Annotated in this window: 10 protein-coding genes; 6 read left to right on the forward strand and 4 right to left on the reverse strand. The window is 66.3% G+C overall.

Translation table 11 applies throughout. From position 1 onward, the window contains the following. The first annotated feature begins 2 nt into the window (after positions 1 to 2). The 4 genes from ACETWP_RS00230 (at position 3) to ACETWP_RS00245 (ending at position 6,475) form a co-directional block, all read left to right on the forward strand. Positions 3 to 3,047, forward strand: coding sequence for an ATP-binding protein (locus tag ACETWP_RS00230; RefSeq protein WP_373970567.1), 3,045 nt, complete (start codon positions 3 to 5; stop codon positions 3,045 to 3,047). A 169-nt stretch (positions 3,048 to 3,216) separates the two neighbouring features. Beyond that, on the forward strand, positions 3,217 to 3,774 hold the full coding sequence (locus ACETWP_RS00235) for a hypothetical protein (protein ID WP_373970184.1): 558 nt from the start codon (positions 3,217 to 3,219) through the stop codon (positions 3,772 to 3,774). Between the two features lie 299 nt (positions 3,775 to 4,073). Then, on the forward strand, positions 4,074 to 4,754 hold the full coding sequence (locus ACETWP_RS00240) for an AfsR/SARP family transcriptional regulator (RefSeq protein WP_373970185.1): 681 nt from the start codon (positions 4,074 to 4,076) through the stop codon (positions 4,752 to 4,754). 326 nt (positions 4,755 to 5,080) lie between these two features. After that, entirely contained in the window at positions 5,081 to 6,475 is a 1,395-nt protein-coding gene (locus ACETWP_RS00245; RefSeq protein WP_373970186.1) for an FAD-binding oxidoreductase, read from the forward strand. Between the two features lie 701 nt (positions 6,476 to 7,176). On the opposite strand, the gene ACETWP_RS00250 is transcribed toward ACETWP_RS00245, so the two are convergent. Further along, positions 7,177 to 8,028, reverse strand: coding sequence for an SAM-dependent methyltransferase (locus ACETWP_RS00250; protein ID WP_373970187.1), 852 nt, complete (start codon positions 8,026 to 8,028; stop codon positions 7,177 to 7,179). A 236-nt stretch (positions 8,029 to 8,264) separates the two neighbouring features. Here ACETWP_RS00250 and ACETWP_RS00255 point away from each other — a divergent pair, with 236 nt between their 5' ends. Both ACETWP_RS00255 and ACETWP_RS00260 read left to right on the forward strand, forming a co-directional pair. Beyond that, complete coding sequence (locus ACETWP_RS00255) at positions 8,265 to 8,585, forward strand: hypothetical protein (protein ID WP_373970188.1); 321 nt, start codon at positions 8,265 to 8,267, stop codon at positions 8,583 to 8,585. Positions 8,586 to 8,660: 75 nt separating this feature from the next. Next, a complete protein-coding gene (locus ACETWP_RS00260; RefSeq protein ID WP_373970189.1) occupies positions 8,661 to 9,404 on the forward strand; it encodes a hypothetical protein in 744 nt (247 codons plus the stop codon). Between the two features lie 194 nt (positions 9,405 to 9,598). Here the strand turns inward: ACETWP_RS00260 and nrdF are convergent, their stop codons facing one another. The 3 genes from nrdF to nrdI all read right to left on the reverse strand — a co-directional run bounded on the left by nrdF (position 9,599) and on the right by nrdI (position 13,291). Continuing rightward, positions 9,599 to 10,573, reverse strand: a complete 975-nt coding sequence (nrdF, locus tag ACETWP_RS00265; protein ID WP_373970190.1) for a class 1b ribonucleoside-diphosphate reductase subunit beta — start codon at positions 10,571 to 10,573, stop codon at positions 9,599 to 9,601. A 97-nt stretch (positions 10,574 to 10,670) separates the two neighbouring features. Further along, on the reverse strand, positions 10,671 to 12,791 hold the full coding sequence (gene nrdE, locus ACETWP_RS00270) for a class 1b ribonucleoside-diphosphate reductase subunit alpha (protein ID WP_373970568.1): 2,121 nt from the start codon (positions 12,789 to 12,791) through the stop codon (positions 10,671 to 10,673). A gap of 17 nt (positions 12,792 to 12,808) precedes the next feature. Continuing rightward, the gene (nrdI, locus tag ACETWP_RS00275) at positions 12,809 to 13,291 is read right to left on the reverse strand and encodes a class Ib ribonucleoside-diphosphate reductase assembly flavoprotein NrdI (protein ID WP_373970191.1); all 483 of its coding nucleotides are present in this window, start codon (positions 13,289 to 13,291) and stop codon (positions 12,809 to 12,811) included. Positions 13,292 to 13,312: the final 21 nt, after the last annotated feature.

Consider the following 13,312-nt stretch of genomic DNA (forward strand, 5'->3'; position numbering starts at 1 on the left):
GTGTGAGTCTCCACCGCGACCAGGTCGATGCCTGGCAATTCGAACAGTCATTCCTGGATTCGGATCCCCAACATCTTCCGGCCGAGCACGTTCGACGCCGCCTCATCGACGCCTTGGCGCTGTGGCGCGGCCCCGCGTATGCGGACTTCACCGGCGAGGCGTGGGCGGCACCCGAGATCTCCCGCTTGGACGAACTGTGGTGTGCCGCGCGGGAGCGACTTGCCGCCGCATCCCTGGCCCTGGGACAGGTCCCCGAGGCGCTGACGAATCTCGAACTGGTCCTCGACCGGTCACCCCTCCGGGAGAGCGTCTGGCAGCTTCTGGTCCTGGCGCTCTACCGTGGCGACCGGCAGGGTGACGCGCTGGCCGCCGTCCGCCGGGCACGCCGCACGCTGGCCCGGGAACTCGGAGTGGAGCCTGGGCCCGGCCTCCGCCGGCTCGAGGCCGATGTCCTCGCGCAGTCCCCGGCGCTCTGGGACGACGCCCACACCCTGTCCGCCTTCGCTCCGTCCGCTGCCCCGACGTCGGTTCGCCCGAAGGAAGCCGCTCCCAGCACGGACCCGTTCCTCGGGAGGTCCGCCGAATTGGAGCGGCTGCTGGCAGCGGCCGAACTCGCGCGCCGCAGCGCCGCCCAGGTGGCGCTGGTCGAGGGACACACCGGCACGGGCAAGACGCGTCTTGTCATGGAATTCGCCAACAGGTTGCGGGCGGACGGGTGGTTCGTGGCCGTGGGGAGATGCGACGCCGAGGAGGGCGCCCCGGCGGGCCTGCCATGGGCGGCCGTCATCGATGAGCTCCACCACCTCCACCCTGACGAGTTCGAGCAGCCGCTCGAGGCCATTTTCGCGACCGGCCACCGGGATCCCGGCCAGGGAGCGGATCCGATCCTGGAGAGGTTTCGGCGCCACCGGCGCATCGGTGCGTTCCTGCACGAAGTGGCGGCGTCCGCACCCGTACTCGTCGTGGTGGACGACCTTCACCGGGCTGACGGTGAAACCCTGGCGATCCTGAACCGCGTTGTCCTCGACCTCGCCGCGGATCCGATTCTCTTCGTCTGTATCCAGCACTCCGGGGAGGGCAGCGTCTCGCACGCCATCCGCCGGCTCCTCCCCGTCATCAAGACCCGTCTGGAACTGGGTGGGCTGCCCCTTGACGACGTGGCGGCCCTGCTGCGAACGACGTCGTCACGGGAACCCTCCGACGACGAGCTCCTCGCCATCAACCGGTGGACCGGGGGCAACGCGTTCTTCGTCCGTCAGATCGGCAGCCTGTTGGACACCCTGCAGCCGGGGACGACGCTTTCCAGTGTCCCCGTCGGGGTTCGCGACGTCGTCCGGCACCGTCTCGCACGGCTGCCGACCGACGCCCGGGCGCTGCTGACCACCTTGGCGGTGATCGGGATGGAGACGGACGTCGACCTGCTCCTGGCACTCGACGACGTCCCGGCGACGTCCCAGTTCGAGGCGGTCGAACGCGCCCTGCTCGCCGGGCTGCTCATCGAGCCGCGCCCAGGGCGCGTGGCATTCGTCCACGGCATCGTGCGCGAAGCGATCACCACCGACATCTCCAACATCAGGCGCAGCCACCTCCACGCCCGCATCGGCCAAGCCATGGAGGCGGCGCATCCCGAGGACGCCTCCGCCATCGCCTACCACTACGCACGTTCGGCGAACGTGCCGCTGCTGCGCAGGGCGATCGGCTATTCGCGCACCGCGGCCGAGCAAACGGAGTCCCGGTTCGCTTTCCGGGAAGCGGCCGCCCTCTGGCGGCAGGCGACGGACTGCCTGGAAGCGGTGGGCGACGGCGATCCGCGCGACCGCCTCGAAATCGCCATGCGGTTCGTGCGCGCCACGGCATGGGGCGGGGAAGCCGCACACGCACGGGAGATACGCGAACGCGCCCTCCGGGACGCGGAGGCGCTGGAGGACGCCGACCTGACGGCCCGCCTCATCGTCTCGTACGACGTTCCCAGCCTGTGGGTCAATCAGGAATACGGAACCGTGGACCAGCCGACGGTCGACATCATCGAGCGCACCCTCGCGGAACTGCCCCACCGAACATCGGCCCTGCGTTGCCAGTTGCTCACCTGCCTGGCCCTGGAACTCGAATGGACCGGACTCGACCGGGGACGGCAGGCGGCGGCCCTGGCCGTCACCATGGCCAGGGAGCTGGATGAGCCGTTGTTGCTCTGCAAGGCCATCGAAGCCCTCTTCCGCCAGTCCTACCTACCCGGCCAGCTGGACTTCCGCTTCACGCTCGCCGAGGAGCTGCTCGGGTTGGCCCGGAAGCACCGCTTCCTCACCGCGGAAGTCGTCGCGCACCTGATGATGACCGAATGCGCCAGCGCCCGCGGGTGTTTCCGGGTCGCCGACGAGCACCATGCGGAAACGAGGAGGTTGTCGGAAAAGTACCAACTGCCGTCGCCGTTGGCCGTTTCCAGCTGGTACGACGGGCTGCGCCACCTCGTCCACGGACGGTTCAGGGAGGCCGCGGACGCGTACCGCGTCGCCGCCGAACTCAGCGCCCGGACACGGCTCTGGGAGGTGGACGAGGCATGGGTGCTTGGCACCACCATCAGCCTCGCCATGCAGCAGGACCAGATGGCCGGGATTCTGGAACTCATGGAAGGGGCCTTCGCCAAGTGGCCGGTGATGGGCCGCGAGGTCTACGCCCAGTCGCTCCTGGCAGCGGGGCAACCGGAGGCCGCGCGCAGGATCGCCGAAGAACTGCCGCCGGTGCCGCAGGAGGCGTCCTTCCTGCTGACCAGCGTCTGGCGTGCCATCACGGGACTCCGACTCGACGACCGGCGCCGGATCGAGTGGGCCTACAAGGCGTTGGAGCCATACCTCGACGAGGTGGCGGCCGCCGACACGGCGGTCGTGGCGCACGGTCCCGTGGCACAGATCGCCGGCGACCTCGCCCTGTGGCTGGGGCTGCGCGCCGACGCCGTCGGACACTATCGCCACGCCCTCGCCGTGGCCGAACGGGCGGAGTCCCCGTACTGGATCGCCGCGGCACGCACGGCGCTGGCCACGCTCGAAGCGTAGGCCACACGGCAGTTCCGACGGACTCAAGTCGCGCTTCAAATGCCCGTCAAACGGCACTCAAACGGTGTGGCGCGTAATTGAGTCACGGAGCCACACCGCGTCGACCGGGACACCGGACACGGCGGGCTCCGTAACGGAACGAACCCCAGCCAACCCCTAAGGACAGACCATGACCACGCGCCAGCCGTCACGTACGAACCGCTCCCGCCCCCGCACGAGGAACATCGTGGCCGCCGCGGCCGCCTTTGCCGCCGCCCTCCCCCTGGTCCTCGCCGCGCCCGCCCAGGCGTCGCCGGCTTCGACGTCCTCGTCGGACTACGACTACTCGTGCACCGTCAAGGCCAAGAAGCCCTATGACACCGGCGACCACAAGTGGGGCAAGAAGGTGGTGGACTACCCGGTCAGCATCTACTGCCACAAGGACCGGTACCTGAACATCAAGCAGCAGTACTGGGAATACGACGGCAAGCACGACGACGACTACGACCATGACTACGACCAGCACGGCGACGGCCACGACTACCTCGGCGGCTACAACTGGCACAAGGTCTACGTCGAGCACGGCAAGTGGACCACGCTGCACAGCTACAAGCTTCTCCACCACACCCCCGACGACGACTACACGGAGGAGGTCTTCCACAAGGTGAAGTACCAGGAGCGCCACCACGACGGCTGGAGCCACTGGAGCGGATGGCACAGCAGCCACTACGCCCCGATCCACCACTGACTCCGCGGGACGCGAGGACCTGCCGAACCGGCATGCCGGGAAACCGGGCATGCCGGTTCGGCTCGCCCACGTCCCCACGCCGAGCCAACGGTCCGGATCCTTTCCTCCCACCGCAACGGATCGACCGCCCCCAAGGAACCCGCCATGTCCACGCAGCAGCCGGCACCGCGAACCGCCACCACCATCGCCGCCCCGTCGGGGGGACGCGGCTGGAGACTCCAGCTGGTCGGCGCGTGGCGGCTCTCCGGCCCGGACGGCGCCCTCAGGGTCACACTGCGGCAGCAACGCCTGATCTCTCCTTGCTGGCGCTCCAGGGCGGCCGTCCACGGGCCGTGCTGGCCGGCGTCCTGTGGCCGGAGAGCGCCGAGGGGCGCGGATCCGACAGCCTGAGGGAGAGCCTGTGGACCGTCAACCACCAGGCTCCGGGCCTGCTGCAGGACGACGCCCGGATCGTGGCACTCGCGGACGGCGTCGACGTCGATGCCGACAGGATCCGAAAGCACGTGTCAGGTGCCCGAACGGCGCGGTCGGGTCCCCAGCGGTTGCGGCTGCTGGGACTCCTGCGCGATGCCGGCCTGCTTTCCGGATGGTACGAGGACTGGGTCCTGACCGAACAGGACTGCTGGCTCCGCCTGCGGCTGGGTGCGCTGGAGGGCCTGGCCATGGAGTTTCTCGAGGCCGGTGAGACCGCCCTCGCCACGGATGCGGCGCAGTGTGCCGTGGACATCGACCCGTGGCGCGAGAGCGCGCTGGGGCTCCTGCTCAGGTCGCACCTGGCCAGCGGCGACCACGTCCGTGTGATCCGGCTCTATGAAGCCTTCGCCGTCCGCCTGCGGAGCGAATACGGTGTCGCTCCCTCTCCCCGGCTCTCCGCGCTGGTGGCCCCCGTTGCCGGGCGCCGGCCCGGATGGGCACCGGTCCTCACAGGGCGCCCGGCCGATCATCGCCCGGCGGACGCCGCCATCGCGGCGAGGCGGTGACGACGGAAAGCCGGGGAAAAAGTGCCGCCTGACGCGTGTCGGAACGCGACCGACAGGAATATCATGGCCCCATGTCCCGCCCGACGGCGCGGCGGAGGATTGCCGGCCGGGACGACGGGGTGTCGCATGCGACGAGGCCCGGGTCGGCACGAATGCCCGGGTCACCGGAAATCCATCAGTGGCACCGGAATCCCCCGCTTCCGCGGGGCCCGGCAGCTGGATCGGCGAGCCACTTGCGTCCGCGGCGTGGCGCCCGCGGAGATATCGTTACCGACCGAACGGCCAGGTCATCGGTTGCGTGGCCCGGTTGCGGAAAGCAGGCACTCATGTCGCACCACCTCCCCCAGGACACGGCCCCGCTCGAGCCACCACCCGCGGACACGGTCATCGCCCCCGACCATCCCGACTACGACACCGCCCGCAGACTCTGGAATGCCGACATCGACCGCAGACCCGCGCTCATCGTCCGGTGCGCGTCGCCTCAAGACGTCTCCTCTGCCTTGAGCCGCGCGCAAACCCACAACTGGGAAGTGGCGGTCCGGGGCGGGGCGCACAGCACGTCCGGGGCATCCAGCATCGATGGCGGCCTGGTCATCGATCTCAGCACCCTGCGCGGGGTAAGCGTGGACCCGGTGGCAAGGCGGGTCCGAGCGGGCGGCGGAGCCCTGCTGAGCGATGTGGATGCCGCGTGCCAGGAACACGGATTGGCGGTGCCGGCCGGCATTGTCTCGCACACGGGAGTCGGCGGACTCACCCTCGGCGGTGGCATGGGGTGGCTCACCCGGCGCGAGGGCCTCACCATCGACAACCTCCTTTCCGCCGAGGTCGTCCTCGCAAACGGAGACATCGTCCATGCGTCGAAGGACGAGCACCCGGACCTGTTCTGGGCGCTGCGCGGCGGCGGAGGCAACTTCGGCGTCGTCACCGAGTTCGAGTTCGTCCTCCACGAGGTAGGCCCGATGGTGGACTTCGGGCTGTTCTTCTGGCCCTTGGATCAGGGGTCCCGGATGTTGCGCTGGGCGCGGGAGATCATCCCCACCCTGCCGCGGGACCTCAACGTCGTGCTCGCGGGGCTCAACGCGCCCCCGGCACCCTTCGTCCCCGAGCAGTACCATTTTCAGCCCGGGTATGCGCTGCTCCTGACCGGATTCGGACCGACCGGGCAGCACGCCGGCGTGGCACAGAGGATCCGCACGGCCGTGCCGCCGCTGTTCGACATGGTCTCCCCCATGCCGTACACGGCACTCCAACAGCTGCTCGACGAGGCGAACGCCTGGGGCATGTTCAACTACGAGAAGGCAACGTACCTGCCGGAGCTCACCGACGAGGCCATCGACACCATCACCCACTACGTTCCGCGTAAGAACAACCCCCTGTCCGTGACCCTCATCTACAGGCTGGACGGCGCGTACTCCGACGTGGGCGAGGGCGACACGGCCTTCGGAGGGCGACGCACGCCACGCTATTCCGTCTTCATCATCGCAGTGGCCCCCGAACCGGAACAGCTCCCGGCCGAGCGGACGTGGGTCCGGGACTTTTGGGATGCATTGCAGCCGGCGGCGCAGGGCGCCGGGGCCTACGTGAACACGATGGCCGAATACGACGACGCCCGTCTGCGCGCCACCTATGGGGCCGCGAAACTGGCGCGGCTGGCCGGCATCAAGGCCGAATACGATCCCGGCAACGTCTTCCGCCACAACGTCAACATCACACCGGCCTGAAAACCGCGAGTCGCGACGGCGGTGTATCGTGCGACGACGCCCTCGCCGGCCGCGTTGAACGTCCCGGCGAGATGGCGGGTCCTCCTTCGGGTTCCCTCGGTCCTGGGCACCACGCAAAAAAGTCGCGGGTCCTGGCTCCAATATGGAGCCAGGACCCGCGAGCATGCGTCACGAATGTAGATCGGCAGGCCACTTGGTCCCTGGGACCATTCCCCTCCCCCGCGTTTGCGCAGGGGCATGAGCCCGGCCGGATCTTCCCGTGGTCAAACTGGTTGGTCCTTTTACACCGGACCCGCACATCGGCTGGCTAAACACGGCTTCTTGGACCGCGTTGATCCCAGGGGTCGGTCCCTAACTCATTAAATCCATACTCGACATACTCACGGATATTGGCGTTCGGCTGGAACTCTCGTGCGAGAATCACGCTTCTGTCTCCGGATACTTTGCGGTCGCCATTGGCGCAGGTCATCAAAACAGCACCTAGCATTTCTAGCGCCGGCGGACTGAAAGCGAAGCATTCTCTCGACCGGACTCGGGCATTGTTTTCCCTGACATCCCGATTAAGTTGACAATGCACTATTCTGCTGGGCGTTGAACGCTGACCCGGACGGTTGCGGATCAGGCGTTGCCGACATGAGTCCGAGTCTGGCATCGGACTTGCTTTCGACAGAGTTTTCCAGCGGGATCAGCGGATCGGACCACTAGCCAGGCTTGTCGAATACGCCCTGGATGAACACCGTGCGCCCGGCGTCGGTGTTGCGCCCGGAGTTACTCATCTTGACGGCTGCCTGTTCTCCCAGCACGAGATGCATTCCAAGCGGAGGAGGGGCGCTGGAGCCGCTCGCACCCGACGCTTGCGCCTTCGCCTGCTGTGCCTTGCGCGCCGCCACGATGTCGGCGGTAATGTCGCGCCAGGTGCGCTCCAGGAGACCTGCACCGCGGATCAACCCGCGGAGGGATTCCGCATCGGCCAGATGGCTCTGGTTGGGGCGGCTCGCCCATGGGACCGGAAGCTCGATCGGCTCGCCGTTCCCCGCGCAGATTTCCTGGCAGACGAACAGCCCGCCCGGCCTGAGTACCCGGGCGATTCCGGAATACAGGCGGCGCTTGTCCCGGATGTTCATCTGCATTTGTATCGTCCACACCACGTCGAAGCTGGACGCGGCGAACGGAAGCTCCAGGGCATCACCCGCCTGAAAGCGGGTGCGATCGGACAACCGCGTCATCCGAGAAAGGGCGTTGGCCAACCCGCAGAATTCAGGCGAGAGATCGATGCCTGTCACGTCGCAACCCAAAGTTGCGGCGAGGTAACGCGCCGGGCCGCCCAACCCGCTGCCTACGTCGAGCACTCGCGATCCTGGCGGAATCTTTGCAAGCTCCACCAATGCGCGCGTGGCCGAACGTCCCGCGGAGTGAAACTCGTCGGCCGGCGCGAGATCTTCGTGCGTGACCGAGTCCAGGTCCTTGCCGAGAGCTTGCAACCCCGCCACGATTCGCGGCAGAAGTCCGCCCGGCTCGTAGTGACGAAGCATTTCCTCGTGCGACTCGCCCATGGACGCAAATCCTGCGCGGATTTCGGGGAGCCGTCAAGTAAGCGCTTGCTCCCACCACCCCGTCACCTGCCCTCCTCCGGCAGGAGGGAGGGTCTGGCCTGTGCCCTCACGAGGTCTCCACTCGACCGCAGAACGGCATCGCAGACCCCCCTGACCAGCAAACGATCTCTGTCCTCCTAAACGACATCGGAAGGGTCGCGGTCGTGCAATTCTCCCTTCGTCCCAAGGGTCCGTGGGTGGCTGACAACCTGGATCAGCGGACAGCTCGCCTCCCCGCAATCGCTTACGGCTTCGTCGTCCGCTGGACCGTTCCCGAGATGCGATCCATGGCGCAATTCCTACTGGTGCTGTCAGGCGTCTTGCTCGGCACCGCAGCAACGCTTCTTATCGAATTTCTCCTGCCCCGTCGTGCGGCAGAGAAGGCAGAGGCGGCGACGGATGCGTCGCGAGAAATTCAAGAGACGTCGCTAGAACTTCTTCGCGAGACTCAACTCCTGCTCGCCCACGCGCAGGCCGAGTTGGGGACTGCCCACGGTTTGGTTGACCCGCGGGGCTGAGAGTTTCCTACGCGGCTGGCGCCAAGTTGCTGAATGTCTCCAACTCGATCGGCGTCGGCTTTCCGAGCGCCTCTTGTGGCGGTCTTCACCGCCGATCCGCAAATCGTGATCCTGCACGGACGTGAAGAAGTCGGCTCGGTCGATCCGATGTTGCTGCAGCGGAGGGTCGAGGGGCCGCGGCTCATCACCCTCGGCGGGCGCTCCTGGCAGGTGAACTACGTCGACTGGAAGCGGCACCGGGCCTACGTCGAGCCGTCAGACCGGGCGGCGGACTCCAAATGGTCGAGCATGCCGCAACCGGAATCGTATGCGTTGAGCGACGCGACCAGGCGCGTGCTGCTCGGCGCTGAGCCAACTGGGGTGACGCTGTCCAAGCGAGCCATCGTTAAGCTCGAGGAGCTCCGCGGAGAGTACATCAATCGTGTCGCGGCGGATTCTACGGTTCTGGTCCGCGAGGCCAATGGCCGGCTGCGGTGGTGGACGTGGGCGGGTGCTCGGGCGAATGCCGTACTTGCCGCAGCTTTGCTGGAAATTTCGCCCAAGCTACTGGACGAACCTAGGGCCTACAACAATTGGCAAATTGGTCTTCGCGGCGATGCGACGGCTGGGACCATGGGTCGCGCGCTCCGGGACATTCGCGACACGTTGCACTCTGCGCCGACACGCTTCCGACCCTCGATCGACGCCCGCGCGCTGAAGTCGCTGAAGTTCTCCGAACTCTTGCCCCTTGACCTCGCGGTTAGCGCCACGGCAGAACGGGCCGGCGAGCCGGAACGAGCTACGGACATTTCGGAGCGCCCGATTCAAGCCGTCCACTGATGACGCTCACCGCCAGAAGGTTCCTGGCCCGTCACTCCGGGCCAGGAACCTCTTTGGACGGCGTCATGGACCGCTAGCTCGCCAACGGCATCCGGCCCTTCCGTTGTCATCGTATGGACCAATGGACCAAGTTCGTTGGGAATGGACCAAGTACGGCGACAAAAGGACCAAGTTGCCTGGAAATCTACAACGACCTAGAAGTCCCAGTCCTCGTCTTCTGTGTTGACGGCCTTGCCGATGACGTAGGAGGATCCCGATCCGGAGAAGAAGTCGTGGTTCTCGTCGGCGTTCGGGCTCAGCGCGGACAGGATCGCCGGGTTCACGTCGGTGACGGAGGCCGGGAACATGGCCTCGTAACCCAGGTTCATCAGCGCCTTGTTCGCGTTGTAGTGCAGGAACTTCTTGACGTCCTCGCTCAGGCCGACCCCGTCGTAGAGGTCGTGCGTGTACTGGACCTCGTTCTCGTAGAGCTCGAAGAGCAGCTCGAACGTGTAGTCCTTCAGCTCCTGCTTGCGCTCCTCGCTGAGGCCCTCGAGCCCCTTCTGGAACTTGTAGCCGATGTAGTACCCGTGCACGGCCTCGTCGCGGATGATCAGGCGGATCAGGTCGGCGGTGTTGGTGAGCTTGGCCCGCGAGGACCAGTACATCGGCAGGTAGAAGCCCGAGTAGAACAGGAAGGACTCCAGCAACGTCGAAGCGATCTTCTTCTTCAGCGGATCGTCGCCGTGGTAGTAGCCCTCGACGATGCGCGCCTTCTTCTGGAGGTTCTCGTTCTCCGTGGACCAGCGGAACGCGTCGTCGATCTCCTTGGTGGAGCACAGCGTCGAGAAGATCGACGAGTAGCTCTTGGCGTGGACCGACTCCATGAACGCGATGTTCGTGTAGACGGCCTCCTCGTGCGGGGTGATCGCGTCGGGGATGAGCGAGACGGCGCCCACGGTTCCCTGCAGGGTGTCGAGCAGCGTCAGACCCGTGAACACGCGCATCGTCAGCAGCTTCTCGTCGGCGGTGAGCGTCCCCCACGACTGCACGTCGTTGGACAGGGGCACCTTCTCGGGCAGCCAGAAGTTGTTGACCAGACGGTTCCAGACCTCGACGTCCTTGTCGTCCTGGATGCGGTTCCAGTTGATCGCCTCGACGTGGCTGAGCAGCTTGACCTTCTCGGTCATGAGATCCTCTGACTTTCCTTGTGCATTGCGAAGTTTCTTGGACCCGGGGTACGACGGCGGGCGGGTACCCGCCGTCGTACGCCTCGGCTGGGGGCGCCTAGAGGGCGCAGGACACGCAGCCCTCGACTTCCGTGCCCTCCAGCGCGAGCTGGCGGAGACGGATGTAGTAGAGCGTCTTGATGCCCTTGCGCCACGCGTAGATCTGCGCCTTGTTGATGTCGCGCGTGGTCGCGGTGTCCTTGAAGAACAGCGTCAGGGACAGGCCCTGGTCCACGTGCTGCGTCGCCGCGGCGTAGGTGTCGATGATCTTCTCGTAGCCGATCTCGTACGCGTCCTGGTAGTAGTCCAGGTTGTCGTTGTCCAGGTAGGGCGCCGGGTAGTAGACGCGCCCGATCTTCCCCTCCTTGCGGATCTCGATCTTCGAGGCCACCGGGTGGATCGAGGACGTCGAGTTGTTGATGTAGGAGATCGAGCCGGTCGGCGGTACCGCCTGCAGGTTCTGGTTGTAGATGCCGTGCTCCATGACGGAGGCCTTCAGCTCGAGCCAGTCCTGCTGGGTCGGGATGTGGATCCCGTCGAAGAGCTCCGCGACGCGGGCGGTCTCCGGGGTCCACTCGCGCTCGGTGTACTTGTCGAAGAACTCGCCCGAGGCGTACTTCGAATCGGGGAAGCCGGCGAAGGCCTCGCCCTTCTCCATGGCGAGCCGGTTGGAGGCGCGGAGCGCGTGGAAGAGCACCGTGTAGAAGTAGATGTTGGTGAAGTCCAGGCCCTCCGCGGAGCCGTAGTGGACCCGCTCGCGCGCCAGGTACCCGTGCAGGTTCATCTGTCCCAGGCCGATGGCGTGCGACTGCAGGTTGCCCTCCGCGATCGAGGGGACGGAGCCGATGTAGGACATGTCCGACACGGCGCTCAGGGCCCGGATGGCGGTTTCGACGGTGGCGCCGAGGTCCGGGGAGTCCATGGACTTCGCAATGTTCATCGAGCCCAGGTTGCAGGAAATGTCCTTGCCGACGACCTCGTAGCCGAGGTCCTCGCCGTACACCGACGGGGAGGACACCTGCAGGATCTCCGAGCAGAGGTTGCTCATGGTGATCTTGCCCTTGATCGGGTTCGCCCGGTTCACCGTGTCCTCGAACATGAGGTACGGGTAGCCCGACTCGAACTGGATCTCCGCGAGGGTCTGGAAGAACTCGCGGGCGCTGATCTTGGTCTTCTTGATCCGCGCGTCGTCGACCATCTCGTAGTACTTCTCGGTGACGTTCACGTCGGAGAAGGGGATCCCGTAGACGCGCTGGACGTCGTACGGCGAGAAGAGGTACATGTCCTCGTTCTTGCGGGCCAGCTCGAACGTGATGTCCGGGATGACGACGCCCAGCGAGAGGGTCTTAATGCGGATCTTCTCGTCGGCGTTCTCGCGCTTGGTGTCGAGGAACCGGTGGATGTCCGGGTGGTGGGCGTGCAGGTAGACCGCGCCGGCGCCCTGGCGGGCGCCCAGCTGGTTGGCGTAGGAGAAGCTGTCCTCGAGGAGCTTCATCACGGGGATGACGCCCGAGGACTGGTTCTCGATCTGCTTGATCGGCGCGCCGTACTCGCGGATGTTGGTCAGCGACAGCGCGACGCCGCCGCCGCGCTTGGACAGCTGCAGCGAGGAGTTGATGCCGCGGGCGATCGACTCCATGTTGTCCTCGACGCGGAGCAGGAAGCAGGACACGAGCTCGCCGCGCTGGGCCTTGCCGGCGTTGAGGAACGTCGGGGTGGCGGGCTGGAACCGGCCGTCGATGATCTCGTCGACGAGCTGGGTGGCCAGCTCCTCGTCGCCGCGGGCGAGGTGCAGGGCGACCATGCACACGCGGTCCTCGTAGCGCTCCAGGTAGCGCTTGCCGTCGAACGTCTTGAGCGTGTACGAGGTGTAGAACTTGAACGCGCCGAGGAACGTCTCGAAGCGGAACTTCTTCTTGTACGCGCGGGAGAACAGGTCGCGCACGAAGTTCATCGTGTACTGGTCCAGCGTCTCGCGCTCGTAGTATTCGTGCTTGACCAGGTAGTCGAGCTTCTCGTCCAGATCGTGGAAGAAGACGGTGTTGTTATTGACGTGCTGGAGGAAGTACTGGCGCGCCGCGGCACGGTCGGCACCGAACTGGATCCGGCCGTCCTGCCCGTAGAGGTTCAGCATGGCGTTCAGCTCGTGGTAGCCGAGCCCCTCGAATGCTGCGGGCATGTCCTTGCCGTCCGTGGTCACGGCCGGCTCTGCGACTGTTGTGTCCAAAACTCTTCCAATCCTTGGCGTACGAGGGTCACGTCTTCAGGCGTGCCCATGAGTTCAAAGCGATATAGCAGGGGCACGTCGCACTTGGCGGAGATCTTGCGTGCCGCCAGGCAATAGGTCGTGCCGAAGTTGGTGTTGCCGGCGCCGATGACGCCGCGCAGGAGCGCGCGATTGCGCGGGTCGTTCAGGAAGCGGACCACCTGCGGGGGGATCGAGTGCCTGCCCTCCTCCCCTCCGTAGGTGGGGAGGACCAGGACGAACGGCCGGGCGGCCACCAGCGCCGGCTCGTAGCCGAAGAGCGGGATCCGCGCGCTGTCGACACCGAGCTTCTCCACGAATCGGCGCGTGTAGCCGGAAATGGAGGAGAAGTAGACGAGCCTGCTGTCGGTCGCCGTTTCACCGGCGGCCGCGGAGCCGCTTGCCGGGGTCAGCGTTGCGCTGGCAGACACCATGACCGCCTTCTTGCCGGGTGT

This window comes from Arthrobacter halodurans, from assembly GCF_041877255.1.
Lineage (GTDB): Bacteria > Actinomycetota > Actinomycetes > Actinomycetales > Micrococcaceae > Arthrobacter_N > Arthrobacter_N halodurans.